Origin of the sequence: Carbonatibacter coralli, from assembly GCF_039592655.1 — a bacterium.
GTDB lineage: Bacteria > Pseudomonadota > Alphaproteobacteria > Kiloniellales > Kiloniellaceae > Carbonatibacter > Carbonatibacter coralli.
This window is the reverse complement of sequence record NZ_JBBUTJ010000001.1, coordinates 149,717-171,791: the sequence shown is the minus strand read 5'-3', so window position 1 is coordinate 171,791 and position 22,075 is coordinate 149,717. Positions and strand designations below refer to the sequence as shown.

The window sequence follows — 22,075 nt, the reverse complement described above, 5'->3', positions numbered from 1 at the left end:
GTAAAAAAGAGCGGTTCCGGGAAAGGAACCGCTCTTTTCTGTTGTATCGGTATCTGTGCCTGCTGTTATGCAGGGCGTACCAGCATGTGGCGCTTCTTCCCGGCAGAAAGCTTGATTGATCCTTCCGCGTTCAGATCGGCAAGGGTGACAACACGGTTGTCTTCCCTGACCTGTTCGTCATTGATGCGGGCACCGCCGCCCTTGATCAGCTTGCGTGCTTCGCTGCTGCTCGGGCAAAGGCCGGTTTCCTTGAGCATGACAAAGAAGGGCTGTCCCTCTTCAAGCTTTGATCTGTCGAAGTCCATGGAGGGCAGGTCGGCACCGAGACTGCGCTCTTCAAAAGCCTTGCGGGCTGTCTCCTGTGCTTCCAGTGCCTTGGCCTCGCCGTGGGCAAGCTTGGTCACTTCTGTTGCAAGAATCTTCTTTGCTTCGTTGATTTCTGCACCCTCAAGCTTTTCCAGACGGGCAATCTCGTCCAGTGGAAGCTCTGTGAAGAGGCGCAGAAAGCGCCCCACATCGGCGTCTTCCGTGTTGCGCCAGTACTGCCAGAAATCGAAGACGGAACAACGGTCCTCGTTCAGCCAGACGGCCCCGCCGACAGTTTTGCCCATCTTGACACCTGAAGAGGTTGTCAGCAGCGGAGAGGTCAGACCAAAGACTTCATTCTGGGAAACCCGGCGGGTCAGGTCGACGCCGTTGACAATGTTGCCCCACTGGTCGGAACCGCCCATCTGCAGCAGGCAGTCGTGCCTGCGGTTCAGTTCCATGAAGTCATAGCCCTGAAGGATCATATAGTTGAATTCAAGGAAGGAGAGGGACTGTTCGCGGTCCAAGCGCAGCTTGACGGAATCAAAACTCAGCATCCGGTTGACGGAGAAGTGAATGCCGTAATCACGCAGGAATTCCAGATAGTTCAGATTGCCCAGCCAGTCATCGTTGTTGACCATGACGGCATCGTTCCGGTCTTCCCCGAAGCTCAAGTACTTGGAAAAGACCTGCTTGATGCCATCCATGTTGTTCTGGATGTCTTCGAGGGTCAGCATCTTGCGGGCTTCGTCCTTGAAGGAGGGATCACCGACCTTGCTGGTGCCGCCGCCCATCAGAACGATTGGCTTGTGACCGGTTTTCTGAAGCCAGCGCAGAAGCATGATTTGCAGAAGGCTGCCAACATGAAGAGAATTGGCAGTCGCATCAAAGCCGATATAGGCGCTGATGGAACCAGCGGCCATTTTTTCGTCCAGTGCGCTCAAATCCGTACCCTGGTGAATATAGCCGCGCGCGCTCAGTTCTCGCAGGAATTCTGAACGGAAGTTCTGTGCAGCAGGCGCAGTCATTGGGGTTCTCTTTTCTGGTTTCATTCTGTTTAATCGGGGAACGCAGGTCGAAGAAATATCAGTTCCGACTTGCAGAACAGGGCGGGATTTACCACACTCCTGCACTGGAAACAATAGAGGTGCGAATGACAGCAGGGCACGATACAGGCAAATGGCTTCTGGGCCTGATGAGCGGAACATCCATGGACGGAATTGATGCGGCTCTGATCCGCAGTGACGGAGAACGGGTTCTGGAATGTGGCGAGAGTTTTTTCAGGCCTTACAGTCTTCCGGAAAGGGAGCGCATTGAAGGTTGTCTGCTTCAGAAGGACCGGTCACTTGAGGCAGTGCGAGCTCTTGAAGAGGAGCAGACACTCTGGCATGTCGAGGCTGTGGAACAGCTGATGCAAAAAGCCGGACTTTCGGCCTCGGACATTGCCCTGATCGGCTTTCACGGTCAAACGCTCTGGCACAACCCTGCGGACCGGGAAACCCTCCAGATCGGTGATGGTGCGCTGCTGGCGTCCAGAACCGGAATTGCGGTGGTCAATGATTTCAGGGCAGCGGATGTGGCCCGTGGTGGGGAGGGTGCCCCCTTTGCCCCGGCCTATCATGCGGCTCTGGCACGTTCTGCAGGGGGTGGGCAGGAGACTGTTGCCTTCCTGAACATCGGGGGTGTTTCCAATGTGACGCTGGTGCGCGGAGAGCTGGATGACCGGATGCTTGCCTTTGATCTGGGTCCGGGAAATGCGCTGATGGATGACTGGGCCAGAGCCTGGACCGGGCAGGCCTGTGATCTCGATGGCGAGATGGCGGCAAGAGGTGTTGTGGCGCAGGAGGTTCTGTCTGAGGCTCTTGAACATCCCTTTTTCAGAAAGTCCTTTCCGAAATCCCTTGATCGGAATGACTTTTCCCTGGAGTTTTTTGCCAGCCGGATCGAAAGGTCCGAGGATGTCATGGCGACGCTGGCGGCCTTTACCGTGAAGGCGATCGGAGCAGGTGAGGCTCTTTTGCCCGAAAAACCGGCGAAATGGTTCGTGACGGGAGGAGGACGGCACAATCCTGTCCTGATGAAAACCCTGTCCGAAGAACTGTCCGGTGAAGTTCTGCCTGTGGAGGCCCGGGGCTGGAACGGGGATGTGCTCGAAGCGCAGGCCTTTGCCTATCTGGCGCTGAGAAGCCGTCTGGGGTTGCCGCTGTCCTGGCCCGGTACAACAGCCGTGCCGGAAGCCTGCCGGGGTGGTGTGCTCCATCAGCCGGCCTAGATAAAAAGAAACCCCGCTCGGTCGGAGCGGGGTTTTTTGTTCGTGGTTCGCAGGACCTAGCCTGCAATCAGCGGAACTCCGTCTTCGGCAAAGCGTTTGCGAACGTAGTCCTGGATGTGTGCTTCAACAAGCTCCATCTGGTTTTCGAAGTAGTGACCGGCATCCGGCTCCAGACGGTAATCAATGGAAATGCCCTTTTGGGAATTCAGCTTGTCGGCCAGTTTGGCAACACTGGCTTCTGGCACAACATCGTCGCGCTCACCCTGCAGGATAAGACCGGAGGAGGGGCAGGGGGCAAGGAAGCTGAAGTCGAACATGTTTGCTGGCGGAGCGATGGAAACAAAGCCGTTGATTTCCGGACGGCGCATCAGAAGCTGCATGCCGATCCAGGCGCCAAAGGAAAAACCGGCGACCCAGCACTGGCTGGCATTCTCGTTGACAGACTGCAGCCAGTCCAGGGCAGATGCAGCATCGGCCAGTTCGCCCTCGCCGTCTGCGTAGACACCCTGTGAACGACCAACACCGCGGAAGTTGAAGCGCAGCACGGAAAAGCCCATTTTTACATAAGCATGGAACATCGTGTAAACGATGCGGTTGTTCATGGTACCGCCGTGCTGGGGATGCGGATGAAGCATCATGGCGATGGGAGCATTTGGAACTTTACTGTGATAGTAGCGACCTTCGAGACGGCCTTCCGGGCCATTCAGAATAATATCGGGCATCCTGCCGTGTTTCCTTAACTGCCTATGCTTTTTGTCTTTCCTGCAAAACTGCGCTTTCCTTGATTGGCACAGCCTGTGTTACTATATGCCCAGAAGGGCCATAGCACGGAAACGCCATATCAACGGGAGTGATCACAGGAATATCAAGACAGCGTACCTTATAGGGTAAGGTGAGGGAAATCTCCAGCTTTTTCCGGTAAGAGATTGACTTTGAATGTGAAAATGCACTGTCTTTTTTCCTGTATCGAGTCTGGGAACCTGTTTTGGTTCCCGCTGACAGCTTCGGAAGAGAACTAAGGACTTGAAACTGTCATCCGGATATGTTGCAAAGCTTGTGATCTGCTATGATCTGATCGACCTGTGAACCTGTCCCGGTTTACCGGTCGGTGACAACAACAGAGGCTGATTTTGCAGCCCGAGACGAGATGAGGAGAGGATCAAGAAGATGTTCAAGAGCCTGATCCGAGAAATTGATGCAACAATGGCACGCGACCCTGCGGCGCGTTCCCGGCTGGAAGTTGTCCTGTGCTATCCGGGGTTCCAGGCGGTTGCCTCTCATCGTCTGGCCCATCGTCTCTGGAAGGCAAACTGGCGTTTGCTGGCGCGCTTTATCTCGCAGATCAGCCGGGCCATTACCGGTATTGAAATCCACCCGGGAGCAAAGGTGGGCAGCGGGTTTTTCATTGACCACGGTATGGGTGTTGTCATCGGTGAAACCAGTGTGATTGGTGACAATGTCACGCTTTATCACGGAGTAACGCTCGGTGGTGTTGCACCCTCGGTTGATTCCGATGCCCAGCGCGGGGTGAAACGTCACCCGACCCTTGGCAACAATGTCATTGTCGGTTCCGGTGCCCAGGTGCTGGGGCCGATCGAGGTCGAATGCGGGGCACGCGTTGGCGCGAATGCTGTCGTGACCCAGGATGTGGCGTCCTGCACAACAGTTGTCGGGATCCCGGCCAAGGCGATCGGACGCAAAAACCGCGGAGCCCAGCCGGAAAGTCAGCCCTTTGCAGCCTACGGTATCCCGCAAGGTGATATTCCCGATCCTGTGGCCCGTGCTCTGGAAGGCCTGATGGCCGAAGTCCAGATGCTGCGCACAAGAGTGGTCGAGCTTGAGGATCGTGAAGCCGGGGAAAAATCGGCTCCACCGCCCATGCCGACTGTTGAGGCACCGGTTCCCCAAAACAAGCAGCGATAGGAAAAGCCTCCCTGTTCAGGGAGCCGTCACGCCTTGTCGGCTGTAAAACCCTTGACAAAGTGCGGTTAAAAGGGGCATCTGCATATAACAGACCCTTTTGGTCGGATAAGACGCAGGCGGAGCAACAAGCCTGAAGCAGGAGTGAAAGCCGTGAAACTGAGCACCAAGGGGCGCTATGCCGTGATGGCCATGATTGATCTGGCACTTTATGCGCAGGACAATCCGGTAGCGCTGTCGGATATTGCAGATCGTCAGGAAATATCCCTGTCCTATCTTGAGCAGCTTTTTGCCAAGCTGCGCCGCGCTGGCCTGATCCGTTCCGTGCGGGGACCCGGTGGGGGCTACATGATGGCCCGCCCGGCAGATGAGGTCGTGATCACACATATCTTCAAGGCTGTCGAGGAACCGATCCGGACGAACGCCTGTAATCCGGACAGCCCGCATGGCTGTCGTGCGGACAAAAGCCGCTGTATCACTCATGATCTCTGGCTTGGTCTTTCCAACACCATTTATGATTACCTGGACTCCGTAACGCTGGATGACGTTCTGAAAAGGCGCGTTCCGATTTCGACCTATCAGCCGGCAGCCCAGTAATCCGAATTTTTGAACAATCCGTAAGCGTTCTGTTTGCCCGGACTTGAAGCAGGCAGACATACCCACAACGGAAATGAGACTTTATGACCGCTTCTCATATGACCCTGCCTTCGGGAAAAACGCCTGTTTATCTTGATTACAATGCAACAGCACCCATTCGTCCGGAGGTGATTGAAACGGTTGCCGCTGTGATGGGAGAGGTTGGCAATGCCTCGTCTGTCCATGCCTTTGGCCGTCTGGCCAGACGACGTGTCGAAGATGCGCGCGAGGCACTTGCCAGACTGGTTAATACGCGTGCGACCCGCATCATTTTTACGTCCGGCGGGACAGAGGCCAACAATCTGGCCCTGCGAGGGGCTGGTCGCTCGCGTCTGATGGTTTCTGCCGGAGAGCATGATTCCGTTCTGGCCGTGGATCCGGAGGCGTTCCAAATTCCGCTGAAATCCTGCGGACGTGTTGATCTGGAAGCTCTGGCTGATGCGATTGGTGAAGACGGAAGCGATGTGCTGGTGTCCGTCATGTATGCGAACAACGAAACCGGTGTGATCCAGCCCGTTCGCGAGATTGTCGAGCTGTGTCACAGCCGGGGGGCGCTCTGTCACTGTGATGCTGTACAGGCACTGGGCAAAACGCCCGTTGATGCCATGGCCCTGGAGACCGATTTTCTGACGCTGTCTTCCCACAAGATCGGTGGTCCCCAGGGTGTGGGGGCGCTTGTGCTGGGCAAGGGGATTGATGTTCTGCAGCAGCAGGTTGGTGGCGGGCAGGAAAGACGTCGCCGCGGAGGAACGGAGAACGTTGCCGGTATTGCAGGTTTTGGCAAGGCAGCAGAGCTGGCTTTTGAGGAAGTCGGCAACGAGACATCCGGCAACGGGGAACAGAAGCACAACAGTCTGGCTGTCATCCGGGCCCTGCGCGATGACATGGAGCAGCGGGTTCGGGACATTGCGCCCAATGCGAAGGTTTTCGGACAGAATACAGAGCGTTTGCCCAACACTTCCTCTGTGGCCATGCCCGGTGTACCTTCGGACACACAGTTGATGGCCCTTGATCTGGAAGGTATCGCCGTTTCATCCGGTTCGGCCTGTTCGTCCGGAAAGGTACAGGCATCCCATGTGATGAAGGCAATGGGAGCAACGGACGAGGAAGCCGGGTCTGTCCTGAGGTTTTCCCTGGGCTGGAAAAGCACGCAGGAGGACGTGGATCGCTTTGTGGAGTGCTGGTCTGCTCTCTATGAGAGAAAGGGAGACAAGCTTCATGGCGATGTCTCCGGCGATCCTGCGACAGAAAAACAGGTCAACGTCTGAACTGTTCTGTGCCAGCATGGGAGCAGTCATCGGTCTTTAGGGTAAGTGTCTTTGATGAGTGATACGCCAGTTTATCTTGATTATCAGGCGACGACGCCAACGGATCCCCGTGTTGTCGATGTGATGTTGCCGCTTTTTACCGAAGAGTTTGGCAACGCGCATTCTGTCGATCACAGCTATGGCCAAAAAGCTGCGGAGCTGGTCGAAAAGGCCAGAAAGCAGGTTGCGGACCTGATTGCAGCCGATCCCCGGGAAATCATTTTCACGTCCGGTGCGACAGAAGCCAACAACCTGGCGCTGAAAGGTGTGATGGCCTTTTTGGCGGAGCACCCGGTGCGCGGACAGGAAAAAAGGCGGGTTCTGGTTTCTGCTGTTGAGCACAAGTGCGTTCTGGAAGCCGCCAGAACCCTGGCCCGTCAGGGCTGGGACATGGAGATCCTGCCCGTCGATGGTGATGGTTTGCTGGACATGGAAAGGCTCCGCTCTGCGCTTGCTGGCGGTGATGTCGCCCTTGTTTCGGTCATGGCTGTGAACAACGAAACGGCTGTTGTGCAGGATCTTGCGGCTATCGGAAGGCTTTGCAGGGATGCAGGTGCATATTTCCACACGGATGCAGCACAGGCAGCCGGGAAGATTGAACTGGATGTCGAGGCCATGCAGATTGATCTGATGAGCCTCTCCGGTCACAAGGCCTATGGCCCCAAGGGTGTCGGGGCGCTTTATGTGCGCAGGCGTCCGCGTGTGCGCCTCCTGCCGTTGCTGGATGGCGGCGGGCAGGAACGCGGTCTGCGATCGGGAACGCTTCCGGTTCCGCTTGTCGCCGGATTTGGTGTTGCGGCCGCTCTGGCGCTGGTCGAGCAGGAACAGGAGCAGGACATGTTCCGTGAATTCAAGCAGCTTCTTTTGAGCAGGCTGCAGGATGCTGTTCCGGGAGTGCTGGTAAACGGCAGCCGGAAACAGGCTGTGGAAAACGGTGTGAACCTGCGCATCAGCGGCGTGTCTGCGCCGGAGCTGTTGAGAGCCATGCCCGAACTGGCTCTGTCCATGGGCTCAGCCTGTTCTTCTGCAGAGCTGGAACCCTCCTATGTTTTGCGGGCCATGGGGCTGGACGAGGAAGCGGCGCTGGAGTCATTTCGTCTGGGAATGGGGCGCTTTACAACCAGGGAAGAGGTCGAAAGAACAGCAGATGTGATGATCGCTGCGATCCGTTCCCTGCGGGCAAAGGCAGCCTGAAGAATTTTTCGGACAAAAAGCCTCTTCACAAACCGGAAAAAGCCTTCCTATATAGAAGGAAATAAAAAATACAGCCTTTGTGAGGAGAGATAAGGCATGGCTACTATGACCTTTGTCGAAGCTGATGGTACGGAAAAGCAGGTGGACGCTCCTGTCGGGATGTCCATTCTGGAAATTGCGCATCGCAACAGTGTTGATCTGGAAGGTGCCTGCGAAGGTTCGCTGGCCTGTGCGACCTGTCATGTCATCGTCGATCCGGCGTGGTACGAGAAAACCGGTGTCATTTCCGAGGATGAGGAAGACATGCTGGATCTGGCATATGGTGTCGAAGACACATCCCGTCTTGGCTGTCAGCTGATCATGACAGAAGAACTGGATGGCCTGAAAGTCCGCGTGACGGATGAAATGTAGGGCATTTCCCCGGATCGTTTCTCATGAAAACACAGCCTGTCTGACGGGCTGTGTTTTTTGTTTCCGGAACAGTTTTTCCAGAAACTTTTTTTCATGTTTTCCCGGATGACCCGTGCTTTTTAAATCGAATCTTAAGACTTTCGGCTTCTAGTCTCACCGAACAAAAAATCACAAGAAGAGCAGGATAAACACAGCGCAATTGTGTTTATTTTGCAGTGAGTTAAATAAGAGAGTACAGGCATATCATGTTTTTTGACGAGACTGATGTTACGAACATTCTGAGCACTATCGAGAAGTCATACGCTGTTATTGAATTCTCACCCGAAGGAACAATCATACAGGCGAACCAGGCGTTTCTTGAAACCGTGGGATACCGGCTGGACGAGATCACGGGCAAGCACCATTCCCTTTTTGTTGATCCGGCCTATGCAGCCAGTCAGGAGTATCAGGATTTCTGGGAGAAGCTGCGCAAGGGGCAGTCCGCTGTGCAGGAGTTCCAGCGTTTTGCCAAGGGCGGTCGTGAAATCTGGCTGCGGGCCAGTTACAGCCCGGTCTTTGACGAGACAGGAGCTGTTTACAAGGTCGTCAAGCTGGCAAGCGATATCACGGATGAAAAACTGAAAAATGCCGACCTTCAGGGGCAGCTTGAAGCCCTGAACAGATCGCAGGCTGTTATCGAGTTTGAACTGGACGGAACGATCATCCATGCGAATGAAGCCTTCCTCGGGGCAATGAACTACCGGCTGGATGAAATTGTCGGAAAGCATCACAGCATCTTTGTTGATCCGGCCTATGCCGGTTCTGCCGACTACCGGCTCTTCTGGGAAAATCTCCGCAAGGGACAGTACAGTGCCGATGAGTTCAAGCGCTTTGCCAGAGGCGGTGAGGAAGTCTGGATTCAGGCGACCTATAACCCGATTTACGACATGAACGGCAAGCTCTTCAAGGTCGTGAAGTATGCAACGGATATCACGGCACAGATGAGGGCGCGTGTTCAGGCCGGGGAGATGACAAACTCTGCCTCGGGCCTTGTACAGGCTGTCAGTGGCGCTGCAGAGGAACTTCTGGCGTCCATTCAGGAAATCAGTGCCACCATGAACCGCTCGCAACAGACTGTGGGCAGCATTGTCGGCCAGTCCGGTCATGCGACAACGCTGGCTGGCGAACTGGACAGCACAACGGATTCCATGTCCGGGATTGTGACCATCATTCGTGACATTGCAAAGCAGGTCAATCTGCTGGCTTTGAATGCAACCATTGAGGCCGCGCGTGCCGGAGAGGCTGGCAAGGGGTTTGCCGTTGTCGCAACCGAGGTCAAGAATCTGGCCGGTCAGGTTTCCCAGGCGACGGACGAAATTTCGAAAACCATCGAGGCGATGCGCGACATGGCCAACAAGGTTTCTTCCAGCAGTTCCGAAATTTCCGATTCCTCAAACAATATTGACAGCTATGTCTCCTCGGTGGCCGGTGCACTGGATGAACAGAAAACAGTTGTCAGTGATTTGACCAATAATATCAGAATGATCCACGACAATATCGGGGAACTGAATGACTGCGTGCAGCGCATTTCCGGTGCCTGATCGCGAAAGTCCCGGCAGTGTTTGCTGTCGGGACTGACATTTTCCTGTAGCGAAACTGTTATAGAAAGAAGGGGCAAACTGTGATGGAAGATCCTCTTGGCCCTTGATTCCCTGCATCCCCGCCTGCCTGCCCCAAAGCTTTATCCGCTTTTTGACGGGCCTTTCAGAAAACTCTTTCTTCGCCCGTGGATGGATGCCCTGGCCTTGCGGCTGGGTGTTTCTGTTGCCTTTCCGGCAATGCGGGAAGCCGGCCGTATCGTCGAGAGGGAAAATCCCGGCAGGGAGGGGCAATGGGACAGGCTCCTTGAGCTTTACAGGGAGCAGGAAAGGGCCCTTATGGACTGGGAGACGGTGTTCTTTCCGGAAGACAGCCAGCTGACCCACAGCACGCTTTACGACGCAGGATCTCTTTCACAGGGGTATGAAGAGCGTCTTCAGGCTGAACTCAGACGACAGAAAAGTTCCCGGGATCATGTGGCCTTTATCATTCGCAACGGCTTCAGGCTTTCGCGCGGTGTGCCGCTGATGGACTGGGACATTCCGACACCGGAAGAGACACTCCGGTTCCTGACGGAAAATCCTGTGGTGTCTTCGACCGGCTGTTTCGGGGGGGAAGGCCAGGCAGCGCTTCCGGATGCGAAGCTTTCAGCGCCGGTTCTGAATACCATCGGGCAGGAACGCTGGATGCAGATGCCGTCCAGACGGGGAGGAACCCAGTGGATCCGCATCTTTGAACCCGAAGGGCAGGGAAATATTCCCCTGCCGACAATTCTTTATCTGCAGGGCCTCTGCGTGGAACAGGATCAGGGGGAGGACAGGCGCGACCCCTTTGTCGAGCTGTCCGGGCAGGGCTATCGTATTCTCCGGGTTCAGCAACCCGGTCACGGTTTCAGAAAACCTCTGACCCACTTTGCAGGTCAACAGGTGGTCGAGCGCGGACCGATGGGTTTTGCGCTTTCGCTCTGGCGCTGGGTCGAGGAGCTGTCCGATCTGTTCCTGTGGTTGCGTCATCACGGTGTCAGCCAGATTGGTTTTGCCGGGATTTCGCTTGGAGCCATGGCCGCTCAGCTCTATGTGGCCATGGCGTCGCAGTGGCCGCGCAGCCTGAGTCCCGATGCCCTGCTTCTGATGACGACAACGGGGCGTGTGGTCGAGGCGGCAACCCGCGGTTCCCTCGCCCGGGAACTCGGGGTCTTTACAGAGATGGAAAGAGTGGGCTGGACCTCTGAAACGTGCCAGACCCTGTCTCCCTGCCTGGATCCCTGCGCGGTTTTACAGGGAGTTGGAAAGAGAAATTACGGAGATTTGCATCTCTCCTCCGATCAGATGGTGTTCCTCCTGGGGCAGGAAGATCGCCTGACTTCCTTTGATGGAGGGCTGGAATTTGCCGAGGACTGGCGCATTCCTGGGGAAAATCGTTTCTTTGCACCGCGCCGGGGGCATTTGACCGCTGTGTTCCAGCTCCTGCGGCATCCGGAACCGATTGACCGTTTCCTTCACTGCCTTGACCGGGCCTGATGGAACAGCCCCAAAACGCGCTAAAGCTTGACAAGGGAACTCGGGTTTCCTTTATATGCAGCTAACAGCGCGAGCAGGGCGGCTATGCAGCAAAGGCCGTTCACAGTCCTGACAGCTTTTGTTATGGTCCCGCGCAAGCCATGCCGATGGAGGGGCAAAAGTCCTCCCGGCTGATTTTTGTTTAGTCTGAAAACCTCTTGTTCAGGATCACGTAGCGATGGTGAATTCCCTCGGCTTTGACAAAGACCCGAAAGACACACGTGTTGTTGTCGCCATGTCCGGTGGCGTTGACAGTTCTGTTGTGGCCTGTCTGCTGAAGGAAGAGGGCTATGACGTGATCGGTGTCACACTTCAGCTTTATGATCATGGTATTGCTTTGGAAAAATCCGGAGCCTGCTGTGCGGGTCAGGACATCTATGATGCCCGTACCGTTGCTGATCGCTACGGCTTTCCGCACTATGTCCTTGATTACGAGAACCGGTTTCAGCAAAGCGTGATGGAGGATTTCGCTGACAGTTATCTGCGGGGTGAAACGCCGATCCCCTGTGTGCGCTGTAACCAGAAGGTCAAGTTCAAGGACATGCTGGCCATGGCCCGGGATCTTGGAGCTGACTGTATGGCGACCGGCCATTATATTCAGCGCATTGACGGCGAGAACGGCCCCGAACTGCACCGTGCCTTTGATGATACAAAGGATCAGAGCTACTTCCTCTTTACCACAACAAACGAGCAGCTGGATTACCTGCGCTTCCCGCTGGGTGGTCTGCCGAAGAGCGAAACCCGTAAGATGGCCGAGCGCATGGGGCTTCATGTTTCGGACAAGCCGGACAGCCAGGACATCTGTTTTGTTCCCGATGGGTCCTATGCACGTGTTGTCGAGCGTTTGCGTCCCGGTGCTCTGGATGAAGGGGATATCGTTCATCTCGACGGGCGTGTCCTGGGACAGCACAATGGAATCATCAACTACACGATCGGGCAGCGTCGCGGTATTGGTGTCGGTGGAACGGCCGAGCCTCTTTATGTGATCCGTCTGGATGCAGAGGCCAAGCAGGTCATTGTCGGTCCGAAAGAAGCTCTGGCCCGGACTGTGGTTCTGATCAACGAGCTGAACTGGCTTGGCGAGGAAATCAGTGACAACGGCAAGGATGTGCTTGTGAAGTTACGCTCTTCGCAAAAACCTGTTGCTGCAACGCTTTATCCGGAAGGACAGGGGCTTGGAATGGGTGGTGCGCGCATTGTGCTTCACGATCCCCAGTTCGGTGTTTCTCCGGGGCAGGCCGCTGTCTTCTATGATGGAAACCGGGTTCTGGGTGGCGGCTGGATTGTTTCCTCTGAGCAGGAAACAGTTGCGGCCTGAGAGCTTTGTGCCTGAGAACGCTCTGCATCTCTCCGGATTTGGGGGTATTTCTGTCGGGAACTGTCTTGCGCTGGAGCAGACGGGGCATCTTTGCCGTGGGACGAATGTTCCCTGTTCCGTTCATTTTTTCGGAACTTGACACAACCCGAAACTTCTCCTAAAAGCCTGTCACGTCTTGGAAACAAGGCCTTTGCGGCGGATTAGCTCAGTTGGTTAGAGCAGTGGAATCATAATCCATGTGTCCGGGGTTCAAGTCCCTGATCCGCCACCATTGCAAAGTCCCCGGTTGAGCAGCTTGCTCCCGGGGATTTTCTGTTGAAAACAGCCTGCCTTGAGTGTCTGCCTGTGGATCCTTTCCGGGTGGGCAATCGTCGCATTTTGCAGGCGCCTGAAACCACAGCAGGAAAGCCTTGCTGGCAAAGCCTGTGATGGAGTGCCGTGCGAGAGCTGTTCAGGTCACTGTAAACTGACCCATCATGCCGCGATCTTCGTGTTCGAGAATGTGGCAGTGGTACATGTAGGGAAATTCTGCAGTTGCGCGATGGTCAAAACGAACCAGAACAGAAGACCAGTCGTCGTCGTCCAGAACAACCGTATCTTTCCAGCCGCTTTGTGAGAGAGGAACAGTTTCACCCTCCATCTGTTCAATCAGGAAGGAGCAGCCGTGGATATGGAAGGGATGGGCCCCCTGATCTGCGCGAATGCGCCAGCGCTCCCATTCGCCGCGTTTTACACGCTCGTTGATCACGTTCATGTCCATGGCCTGCCCGTTGATGCCCATGTCCATTGCGGCATGTCCCTTGTGGCCTGCGTGGCTGTCAGCATGATCCATGGTCAGGACAAAGCTGCGTGTGCGTTTGATTTCGCTTTCTTCCGGTCGCACAATTGTCGCCATCTTTTCCGGGAGCGGTGCCCTGTTTGCTCGCAGGCTCTGGTCAACCTCAAGGGTGAGTGCTGCCTCTTGCTGGCTGAACTCGGACTGGCCCATGACTGAGAGAATATCATCAATGATGCCTTCCCCTTCGGCATCGAGGAGGTCCTCGAACAGTGTCAGAAGCCGGGCCGTCTGCCCATCGGACAAATCAACGACAATCTCGCAGCGCTCACCTGGTGACATTTCCATGGATGTCAGGGGAACAGGCGCTGTCAGCAGGCCGCCGTCACTGGCAATTTTGTGAAAGGTACGGTTGTCGGCGAAAGTGACAATGTAGAAACGTGCATTGGAACCGTTCAGGAGCCGGAGCCTGATCTTGCCTGCAGGCACCCGTGCAAGGGGGGAAATGGCCCCGTTGATAACCACAGTCTCGCCCAGCCAGCCATCTTCACCCGCATCCTCAAGGGAGTAGACCAGTCGGCCCCGGGCATCAAAGGTGCGATCCTGAATGATGACCGGAAGGTCATCAATGCCGTACTGATCGGGGAGTTCCAGTGAGTCGGAAAGCGCGTCGTCAATGATGATCATGCCGGCCAGCCCGTGATAGGTCTGGTATCCGGTTCTTCCATGCGTGTGGGAGTGATACCAGCAGGTTGCCGCCGGCTGGACGATGGGCAGGGCAGGTTGCCATTGTGCGTCCGGAGCCATTTCCAGCTGTGGTCCTCCGTCAAGTGAACCGGGAACATGCAGGCCATGGCCATGTATCGCAACGCCTTCGTCGAGCCTGTTGTGATAATTCAGGTTCAGTGTGCTGTGCTGACGTGTGCGCAGTGTTGGTCCGAGGTAACTCTGGTTGATGCCAAGTGTCGGTGTTCTGACGCCCGGCATGAAGGACCATTCTCCGCTTTGTATCTGCAGATCAAGCAGGCTGCCGTCACGGCCATCAGCCAGGGGAGGGATCGGCAGTGGAGGATGAGAGGAGGCGGACCAGGCCTGTTTCAGGCAGCTCGTACCCAAAAAGAGTGCTGCTGTGCCAAGAAACTGGCGTCTGGAAAGTGTTACAGGCATGATGGTTCTCCTCACCGGGTCTTGTCTGCCGGCAGAGCCGCAGAATGAAACTTGAATGCTCTTTTCAATTTATGCGGCGTGGTCTTCGGGTCTATCGGGCAAACGCCGGATTGGGGCTGTGAGGCGTAGGACATAAGGTCATTTTCAACGCCCTGACAGGATGTTGTGCTGATGGAACACACTGGAACCGGAAACACTGGTATGCTTGATGAAAATGGGAAAATTCCCTATCGCCAAATGATTTTTACTGTTTTTGTTGTCTTTGTTTTCGGGATGAGCGCTGTTGAAATCGTTATCGAGTTCTCTGCCGGGGAGACCGTCGCGGCAATGGCAGATGATCTGGCAAGATTTGCTATCAGCGCATTGGTTCTGGCTGTTTTTGTCTATGAGCAGTATGAGCAGCGAAAATCGATTGAGATGCTGCGGCTTCAAATCAGCAAGGCCCGTGGCCAGCTGGCTGATCTGGATGCTGATACGAAGGAAATTGCAAATCAGTATCGCAGGGTCATGCAAAAGCAGTTTGATGCCTGGGGGCTGACTGCCAGCGAACAGGATATTGTGATTGGTATCCTGAAAGGATTGTCCTTTCGGGAGATTGCCGGTTTGCGTGAGACAAGGGAAAAGACGGTGCGTCAGCAGGCGTCCAGTGTCTACAGGAAAGCAGGTGTCTGTGGCCGCAATGAGCTTACGGCATGGTTTTTCGAGGACATGCTGGACCCGCCGCATGTCAACCGGGACTAGAGACAGCCCTTGTTTTCTGAACCGGGCCGGTTTGGTCCTGTGTTCCCGTGGGGCGGGACGCTCTTTGCCGGAAGCGCGGGAATGTCTTGTCCGGGAGAGGGAAGCTGTTTACACCTTAAAGAATATAGCAATATAGTATTGTATGATAATTACGTCTTGTTTATGTTAAAATGAATGCAAAATCAGGCTGATCAAATTTGTTGGGGTGAGCGGTACCCGCTTTTGGGCCTTTGGGCTGGAGCAATTTGAATGGTGTCTTTTGTGTCTGATTTGCGAGGTCCCGGTTCTGGCAGACTCGGAGATTTCCTGAACTACTGGAATTCCCTGAGAAAGGGACAGGCGCTGCCGCTGAAAGCTGATTTTGATCCGCTGGATATTCCCAGACTTCTTCCTTACACAGAGTTGATTGATGTCCTCTATGACCCGCTGGATTTTCATTACAGATTGCTCGGAACGGCGATCGACGAGATTTCCAGACAATCCTATGGTGGTTTGAAGGTCTCTGAAATTCCTTCACAGAAGGAGCCCAGCACGATGTTTTCCCTCTATCAGAAAGCTGTGCTGTCCGGAGAACCGAGCTTTACAGAACTGGATTATGTCGGCGAGGTGGTCGGAGTCTACGGCGTAAAATGCATTGTCTGTCCCATGACGCAGGAGCCGGGAGGCCCCGTGACCTGTCTGGCAGGCTGTATTGATCTTGTGGGGCGCTAGCTTCTGATCTGCATCAATGCGTTTTGAGGCCTGTGGTGCACAATGAATCCTATCCACGATGGACAAACAGGATCATTGAAAGGCGCAGAGATGTCACAGCATACTCCTCATGAACTGGATCAGGAATTTCCGGATCAGGTATCCAGAATCCATGAGCTGAAACAGTCGGATGCTCATTTTGCAAAGCTTGCGGACGAGTATCACGAAGTGAACCGTCAGGTTCACCGGCACGAAGTCGAGATCGAAGTGCTTTCCGATGAGCATATCAATGAAGTCAAAAAACAGCGTCTTTCCCTGAAAGACCGGATTGCAGATTATCTGTAACCGCAATGGCCTCCGCAAAAAGCCCTCTGTTCAGGAGGGCTTTTTCATTTGGGGAACAGCCTTTTGTGCTGTTCCCTGACCTGCTTGATTTCATCCCTGATCCAGTTGCCGAGACGTTTGTAACCCTCTGTTCCGGCATAGGCAGGGGTGGTGACCAGCCAGTATTTGGCCGGTGAGAGGACAGGTTCGCCGACAGCCACCAGAAATCCGGCTTCCAGATCGTTTTCAACAAGAAGCGTTCTGCCAAGTGCCACGCCCAGGCCGCTTATGGCAGCCTGCAGGGAAAGGTCCGTTCTTTCAAAGGGAAGCAGAGCGGTTTTCTGGGCTTTCTGCCATCCCCGTTTTTCAAAATATTCGGACCAGCTGAACCCGGTTGTATCACTTTCTCCATGCCTGTCGCTGAGCAGCCGGATATCCTTGCCGGGCTGTTCGGGCGACAGAGCACCGGATGGCAAAAGCCCGGGGCGGGCCACAGGAACAAGCCGGGCCTGAAGGAGCGCCTCGGCATGCAGGCCGGGATAGGGGCCGGGACCATAGCGCAGGGCAACCTGTGCTTCTCCGTTATGGAGATCGGAGAGCTTCTCGTTTGTGTCGACAACCAGATCCAGACCGCTTTGCTGGATACGTGGCAGTGCCGGGAGAACCCACTTCATGGCAAGGGAGGAGGAAACCGAGAGCCGGATCGTTCCGGATGTCCGGGTCTCTCCTATCCTGATCAGGGTATCAGAGCAGATTTCGCTGCACTTTCCGGCAGCCTCACAGACAATTCTTCCGGCTTCAGTGGGCACAATCCTGCGGGTTGTCCTTTCAAACAGGCGCACGCCCAGGGCTTTTTCAAGAGATTTGATACGATGGCTGACAGCTGACTGTTCCAGACCGTTCAGCAATCCTGCACCGGAAAAACTGCCTTCCTGGAGTATTGCATGCAGCAAGGAGGCGTTCTGCAGCAGTCTGTTTCGAAGCTCAGGTGTGTTTTTCATGAATTTGATTCATTTGTTAATGCATTGAGTCTTTCTGCTTCACGAATAATTCTTGTTTTTATTTCATGTTGTCAAGGAGGCAGATATGACTGGACACAGACAGATTGTAGCGCGGATTGTAAACGGTTTTGTCACACGCAGGGATGATGGAACTGTCTTTGGGGGGAACCCGGCAGGAGTTGTTCTGGAAGCCGACGGGCTGACTGAAGATGATATGCTGAAAATCGCAGGCAGAGTGGGGCTTTCCGAAACGGCCTTTGTTTCCAGCTCCGGAACAGAGGGGTTCAGGCTGGACTTTTTCACGCCCAATCGCAGAATTGCCCACTGCGGGCATGCCACGATTGCAACCTTCAGCTATCTGGCCGCGGCAGGGCGTGTCGGGGAGGGGGTGACATCAAAGGAAACTGTGGACGGGCCAAGACGGATCATTATGAAAGAGGGCGCAGCCTTTATGGAGCAACTGGCTCCGCGCTATGAGCATTCCGAACAATGGCCGGATCGCTCTGTGAGCGGGCAGGATATCCTGGCTTCACTCGGGCTGAAGGAGGATGAGCTGGATCGCCGTCTGTCTCCTGTTCTTGTGAACACGGGAAACAGCTTTATGGTTGTCGCGATCCGCGATGCGGAAACACTGCGGAGAATTTCTCCCGATCACTCCCTGATTGCCGATATCAGCGAGAAGCTGGACCTGATCGGATATTATCTTTTTACCACGGACAAGACAGAAGCGGATGCGACAACGCGTATGTTTGCACCCCGCTATGCCATTGACGAGGAATCTGCAACGGGAATGGCAGCGGGACCTCTGGCCTGTGTGCTTTTTGACCAGTTGAAAATCCGCAAGAGCAGAATGGTGATCGAACAGGGGCATTTCATGGAACCGGCTTCCCCGAGTGTGATCACTGTCGATCTGGAACTTGAGGATGATCACATCACGGGACTGATGGCCGGAGGATACGGGGCTGTGATGGACGAGGTGCAGGTTGAATTCTGAGAGGGGAAAGGGGTCGTCAGAGGGATCAGAAAGGCTCTCCGGAAAGGAGAGCCTTTTTTTAAAGATTGTCAGGCAGCAGGTCTCTGGTTTCGAGTTGCGTCCGGAACTGTTCCCAGGCCTCTGCAAAACCTTCGGAAGGTGCGATGAAAGTCTTGCTTTGGTATCCGTAGTCGCTGAAACGGACCGTGAGATCCTGACCGGCGAGCAGGGCATCCAGCCAGTCCCGGAGATCCTGCCCTTCCAGTCTGCAGCTCCCGTAGACGCAACGCGCAAGGGAGTGTTCATACCCTCCCGAGCCTTCAATACCACCCCCGAGATGGAGACTGACGGCCTCGAAGCCCATGTCGAGAACAAGCGGGGCCGAGGAACTGGTGTTTTCAGGATCAGGTTGTAAAAACCAGATGGAGGCTCTCAGGTCCGGGCGCGGATTGTAGATTGTGGTAAAGCGGAGGTTGCAGCTTTCCGTGGCAGCAGAGCCAAAGTTGCCGCAGAAAATTTCCCACTCTCCGTAAACGGAAGCGTGGGTGAGTTTGAAGTTTTCCTTGATCCGTTCGTCTTCTGCATGAGCTGCGGTGGAAAAAGAGAGAGCGGAACCTGCCAGAAGGCTCGCAGCCAGCAGTGTTCCCGTAAGCAATGAATTGGCTTTTTGCATGATGGGCCTTGTTGTTCTGATTGGAGAATCTGGTTGTTCTTGTCTGTGATTTAAGTGTCCTGTTCCGGGCATTCTTTCAAATCACATTCATGTAATGTGGCGGGAAGATCAAAGGAGGGCGGCTTTCTTTCCCTTTCCTGCTCGGCTTTCGTGGACAGCTGCCATTTGATGGTTTAAATATCTGGCCAACATATTTGCCTTCATCGGGCAAGAGTCCCTTTTCCAACAAATTGGAGCAATCAATGGCTTCCTATCAGTACATTTACCATATGGATCGTGTCTCCAAGACCTATCCCGGTGGCAAAACAGTTCTGAAAGATATTCGTTTGAACTTCCTTCCGGGCGCCAAGATCGGTGTTCTCGGTCTGAACGGTTCCGGTAAATCCTCCCTGATGCGGATCATGGCTGGCATTGATCAGGAGTTTAATGGCGAGGCCTGGGCTGCTGATGGTGTGAAGGTGGGTTACCTTCCACAGGAGCCGGAGCTGAATGCCGAAAAGGACGTTCTGGGTAACGTGATGGAAGGTGTTCAGGAGATCAAGGATCTTCTGGTGAAGTTCGAGGAAATCTCTGCAAGGTTTGCCGAGGTTGATCCGGATGAGATGGATGCTCTGATCCAGGAGCAGGGCGAGCTGCAGGAAAAGATTGATGCGGCAAATGCGTGGGATATTGACCGGACTGTCGAGATCGCAATGGATGCGCTGCGTTGTCCGCCCGGTGATGCCGATGTGACGAAGCTGTCCGGTGGTGAACGCCGCCGTGTGGCTCTCTGCCGTCTGCTGTTGTCTGCCCCTGACATGCTGCTGCTTGACGAGCCGACCAACCACCTTGATGCTGAATCTGTAGCCTGGCTGGAACGCTATCTTGAAGAGTACAAGAGCACCGTTGTCTGCGTGACGCACGATCGTTACTTCCTCGACAACGTTGCCGGCTGGATTCTGGAGCTCGATCGCGGTCAGGGCCTTCCCTACGAGGGCAACTACTCAAGCTGGCTGGAGCAAAAGCAGAAGCGTCTGGCACAGGAAGAAAAGGAAGAGTCTGCACGCCAGCGCTTCCTGCGCGACGAGCTTCAGTGGGTCCGCCAGGGCGCCAAGGCGCGTCAGAGCAAATCCAAGGCACGTTTGCAGGCTTACGACCAGCTGGTGTCGCAGGAAGTGGATCGCGCTCCGGAGCCGGGCCGCATTGTCATTCCGCCTGCGCCACGTCTGGGCGATCTGGTGATTGAAGCCAACGGCATGAGCAAGGGCTTTGGCGACCGTATGCTGGTCGAAGACCTGAGCTTCAAGATTCCCAAGGGTGCGATTGTTGGTATCATCGGTCCGAACGGTGCGGGTAAGACAACCCTGTTCCGCATGATCACAGGGCAGGAGCAGCCCGACGGTGGCGAACTGACTGTCGGTGATACTGTGCAGGTCGGCTATGTTGACCAGAGCCGTGATGAACTCTCTCCGGAAAAGACAGTCTGGGAAGAAATCTCCGGTGGTCACGACATTATCGAGATTGGCAAGCACACCATCCAGTCCCGCTCCTATGTCGGTAACTTCAACTTCAAGGGTGGAGACCAGCAGAAGAAGGTCGGGCAACTGTCCGGTGGTGAACGCAACCGTGTGCACCTGGCCAAGATGCTGAAGGAAAACGCCAACGTGATTCTGCTCGATGAGCCGACCAACGATCTTGATGTGGATACACTGCGTTCGCTTGAAGAGGCGATCCTGGACTATTCCGGCTGTGTTCTGGTGACATCGCACGATCGCTGGTTCCTCGACCGTATTGCAACCCACATCATCGCCTTTGAGGGCGATAGCCAGGTTGTCTGGTTTGAAGGAAACTACGAAGACTACGAAGCGGATCGCAAGCGCCGTCTGGGCTCTGAAGCCGATCAGCCTCACCGGATCAAGTACAAGCCGCTGACACGATAAAGGCGGGTTCTTCACAAAAAGGGCGTCCGGTTGCGATCGGGCGCCCTTTTTCTTTGTCTGCCTTAATCATCTCTGTTCGGGGAGGCGTTCTGACAGCAATGTTTCCAGGGCCTGGTCCGTTTCTTTCTCAAGCGCCAGCAAGGCTTCGTAAGGGTCGCCAGAAAGCCTCAGCAATGTTGCAAAGGCCGGTTCGGTTTTGAGACCCTGTTCTTTCAGCGTGACAACAGAGGAGCGCAGATCCGGCCTGAGCGCGAGGAGGCGCTGTTCGATCCTGAAGTGGCGGACACCCCATTGCCTTTCCGTGTTTCCGGTTTGACAGAACAGTTCGAAATCCCAGCCACAGGCCTGAAAGGAAACAAGGGTGCTGGGGCTGTTCTGGCAGATCATGCTCCGGATTGAAAGGCTTTCGAAGCCGTGAAAGGCCTGTCTGGCAAAGGCGGAGAAACGCCCGGTGACCTTTTCCGAACAGGCAATGTCGATATCGCTGTTGTCGATGGCTATTCCCAGTGGAGGCGTTCCGATAACGACAGGTGAGAAGTCCCGGAGGGTTTCCAGCAGTTCAAGGTTTTCTATCGCAGCATCATGGGGTGGTTTCATGCTATGAGCCATGCTTACAAAAAAACAGGCCATTCGTGCTGTGAATGGCCTGTTTTGAAAAGGGTGATCGCAAAGGGGATCAGCTCTTGTTGAGCTTCTCCCGGAGCTTTGCGTTGAACTCTGTCATATCGCCTTTCAGGCTCTTGAGAGCCGAGGTGTAGTCCTCGCGATAGGTTGAGCGCATGGAAATGCCTTCAGGGGCAACATCCTTGATCCGGAAGCTGTCTTCTCCCTTGGGGTCAACACGCCAGAACAGATTGGCTGGTTCACCGTTGGGGGTCAGGATTGTCGTTGTAACGATAAAGTAGTCCTTGCGCTTCTTGCTTTCGACGACCTTGAACTCTGCTTCGGCATACTCTTCAAAAACAGGAAGGAAGCGCTGAACAAGAATGTTCTGGAACAGTTCTGTAAAATCAGAGCGTTCCTGCTTGTCCGCCTTGCGCCAGAAGCGGCCCACGACGAAGCGGGCTGTGTCTTCAATGTCAAAGTTTCTGGCGATCAGCGCCTTGAATTCCTCACTTCTTTCGTCCGGGCTGAGAGAATCATCTTTGACTTTCTCAACAGCTTCATCACGAAGGTTCTGAAGAAATGCACCGGCCTGATCGGCCTTGTCGCTGGCAAAAACAGTTGTGGCGCCCAGCGTGAGCAGGGCAACCACAGTAATCATGAATTTTTTCATCAGGAAATCCGAAGCGATGGTTTTGAGCATCTAGC

At 54.8% G+C, this 22,075-nt stretch carries 21 protein-coding genes and 1 tRNA gene; 15 read left to right on the top strand and 7 right to left on the bottom strand.

The genetic code is table 11. The features are described 5' to 3' along the window. Window positions 1–65: 65 nt before the first annotated feature. On the bottom strand, window positions 66–1,334 hold the full coding sequence (gene tyrS, locus AAAH10_RS00710; protein ID WP_343559503.1) for a tyrosine--tRNA ligase: 1,269 nt from the start codon (window positions 1,332–1,334) through the stop codon (window positions 66–68). 125 nt (window positions 1,335–1,459) lie between these two features. Here tyrS and AAAH10_RS00705 point away from each other — a divergent pair, with 125 nt between their 5' ends. Beyond that, the gene (locus tag AAAH10_RS00705) at window positions 1,460–2,578 is read left to right on the top strand and encodes an anhydro-N-acetylmuramic acid kinase (RefSeq protein WP_343561303.1); all 1,119 of its coding nucleotides are present in this window, start codon (window positions 1,460–1,462) and stop codon (window positions 2,576–2,578) included. 56 nt (window positions 2,579–2,634) lie between these two features. Here AAAH10_RS00705 and AAAH10_RS00700 read toward each other — a convergent pair whose 3' ends face one another. Then, window positions 2,635–3,300, bottom strand: a complete 666-nt coding sequence (locus AAAH10_RS00700) for an alpha/beta hydrolase (RefSeq protein WP_343559500.1) — start codon at window positions 3,298–3,300, stop codon at window positions 2,635–2,637. Window positions 3,301–3,745: 445 nt separating this feature from the next. Between AAAH10_RS00700 and cysE the strand changes: the two genes are divergently transcribed. From cysE to AAAH10_RS00655, 9 genes are all read left to right on the top strand, one after another. Beyond that, complete coding sequence (cysE, locus tag AAAH10_RS00695; RefSeq protein ID WP_343559498.1) at window positions 3,746–4,501, top strand: serine O-acetyltransferase; 756 nt, start codon at window positions 3,746–3,748, stop codon at window positions 4,499–4,501. A gap of 150 nt (window positions 4,502–4,651) precedes the next feature. Further along, window positions 4,652–5,095, top strand: coding sequence for an Rrf2 family transcriptional regulator (locus AAAH10_RS00690; protein ID WP_343559496.1), 444 nt, complete (start codon window positions 4,652–4,654; stop codon window positions 5,093–5,095). Window positions 5,096–5,178: 83 nt separating this feature from the next. Further along, window positions 5,179–6,402, top strand: coding sequence for a cysteine desulfurase family protein (locus AAAH10_RS00685; RefSeq protein WP_343559494.1), 1,224 nt, complete (start codon window positions 5,179–5,181; stop codon window positions 6,400–6,402). Between the two features lie 54 nt (window positions 6,403–6,456). Continuing rightward, a complete protein-coding gene (locus AAAH10_RS00680) occupies window positions 6,457–7,635 on the top strand; it encodes a cysteine desulfurase family protein (RefSeq protein WP_343559492.1) in 1,179 nt (392 codons plus the stop codon). 96 nt (window positions 7,636–7,731) lie between these two features. Further along, window positions 7,732–8,046, top strand: coding sequence for a ferredoxin family 2Fe-2S iron-sulfur cluster binding protein (locus AAAH10_RS00675; RefSeq protein ID WP_343559490.1), 315 nt, complete (start codon window positions 7,732–7,734; stop codon window positions 8,044–8,046). Window positions 8,047–8,291: 245 nt separating this feature from the next. Further along, window positions 8,292–9,626: a methyl-accepting chemotaxis protein gene (locus tag AAAH10_RS00670; RefSeq protein ID WP_343559488.1), complete on the top strand. Its 1,335-nt coding sequence runs from the start codon at window positions 8,292–8,294 to the stop codon at window positions 9,624–9,626. A gap of 96 nt (window positions 9,627–9,722) precedes the next feature. Further along, window positions 9,723–11,144, top strand: coding sequence for an alpha/beta fold hydrolase (locus AAAH10_RS00665; RefSeq protein WP_343559485.1), 1,422 nt, complete (start codon window positions 9,723–9,725; stop codon window positions 11,142–11,144). A gap of 220 nt (window positions 11,145–11,364) precedes the next feature. Beyond that, complete coding sequence (gene mnmA, locus AAAH10_RS00660; protein WP_343561301.1) at window positions 11,365–12,501, top strand: tRNA 2-thiouridine(34) synthase MnmA; 1,137 nt, start codon at window positions 11,365–11,367, stop codon at window positions 12,499–12,501. Between the two features lie 194 nt (window positions 12,502–12,695). Further along, window positions 12,696–12,772: transfer RNA gene (locus AAAH10_RS00655), tRNA-Met, on the top strand. Between the two features lie 180 nt (window positions 12,773–12,952). On the opposite strand, the gene AAAH10_RS00650 is transcribed toward AAAH10_RS00655, so the two are convergent. After that, window positions 12,953–14,443 (bottom strand): multicopper oxidase domain-containing protein, encoded by a 1,491-nt coding sequence (locus AAAH10_RS00650; RefSeq protein ID WP_343559483.1) that lies wholly within the window; start codon window positions 14,441–14,443, stop codon window positions 12,953–12,955. Window positions 14,444–14,614: 171 nt separating this feature from the next. Between AAAH10_RS00650 and AAAH10_RS00645 the strand changes: the two genes are divergently transcribed. The 3 genes from AAAH10_RS00645 to AAAH10_RS00635 all read left to right on the top strand — a co-directional run bounded on the left by AAAH10_RS00645 (window position 14,615) and on the right by AAAH10_RS00635 (window position 16,219). Further along, window positions 14,615–15,184, top strand: coding sequence for a helix-turn-helix transcriptional regulator (locus tag AAAH10_RS00645; protein ID WP_343559481.1), 570 nt, complete (start codon window positions 14,615–14,617; stop codon window positions 15,182–15,184). Between the two features lie 261 nt (window positions 15,185–15,445). Continuing rightward, complete coding sequence (locus tag AAAH10_RS00640) at window positions 15,446–15,895, top strand: PAS domain-containing protein (RefSeq protein WP_343559478.1); 450 nt, start codon at window positions 15,446–15,448, stop codon at window positions 15,893–15,895. Between the two features lie 90 nt (window positions 15,896–15,985). Then, on the top strand, window positions 15,986–16,219 hold the full coding sequence (locus tag AAAH10_RS00635; protein ID WP_343559475.1) for an HP1242/YdcH family protein: 234 nt from the start codon (window positions 15,986–15,988) through the stop codon (window positions 16,217–16,219). Window positions 16,220–16,263: 44 nt separating this feature from the next. On the opposite strand, the gene AAAH10_RS00630 is transcribed toward AAAH10_RS00635, so the two are convergent. Further along, entirely contained in the window at window positions 16,264–17,199 is a 936-nt protein-coding gene (locus tag AAAH10_RS00630) for a LysR substrate-binding domain-containing protein (RefSeq protein WP_343559472.1), read from the bottom strand. An 85-nt stretch (window positions 17,200–17,284) separates the two neighbouring features. Here AAAH10_RS00630 and AAAH10_RS00625 point away from each other — a divergent pair, with 85 nt between their 5' ends. Continuing rightward, a complete protein-coding gene (locus tag AAAH10_RS00625; RefSeq protein WP_343559469.1) occupies window positions 17,285–18,193 on the top strand; it encodes a PhzF family phenazine biosynthesis protein in 909 nt (302 codons plus the stop codon). Window positions 18,194–18,251: 58 nt separating this feature from the next. On the opposite strand, the gene AAAH10_RS00620 is transcribed toward AAAH10_RS00625, so the two are convergent. Further along, window positions 18,252–18,845 (bottom strand): invasion associated locus B family protein, encoded by a 594-nt coding sequence (locus AAAH10_RS00620; RefSeq protein WP_343559466.1) that lies wholly within the window; start codon window positions 18,843–18,845, stop codon window positions 18,252–18,254. A 242-nt stretch (window positions 18,846–19,087) separates the two neighbouring features. Here AAAH10_RS00620 and ettA point away from each other — a divergent pair, with 242 nt between their 5' ends. Then, complete coding sequence (ettA, locus tag AAAH10_RS00615; protein ID WP_343559463.1) at window positions 19,088–20,764, top strand: energy-dependent translational throttle protein EttA; 1,677 nt, start codon at window positions 19,088–19,090, stop codon at window positions 20,762–20,764. Window positions 20,765–20,830: 66 nt separating this feature from the next. Here the strand turns inward: ettA and AAAH10_RS00610 are convergent, their stop codons facing one another. Together AAAH10_RS00610 and AAAH10_RS00605 are read right to left on the bottom strand one after the other, a co-directional pair. After that, window positions 20,831–21,361 (bottom strand): DUF4269 domain-containing protein, encoded by a 531-nt coding sequence (locus AAAH10_RS00610; protein WP_343559460.1) that lies wholly within the window; start codon window positions 21,359–21,361, stop codon window positions 20,831–20,833. A gap of 79 nt (window positions 21,362–21,440) precedes the next feature. Further along, entirely contained in the window at window positions 21,441–22,070 is a 630-nt protein-coding gene (locus tag AAAH10_RS00605; protein ID WP_343559458.1) for an MlaC/ttg2D family ABC transporter substrate-binding protein, read from the bottom strand. Window positions 22,071–22,075 lie beyond the last annotated feature (5 nt).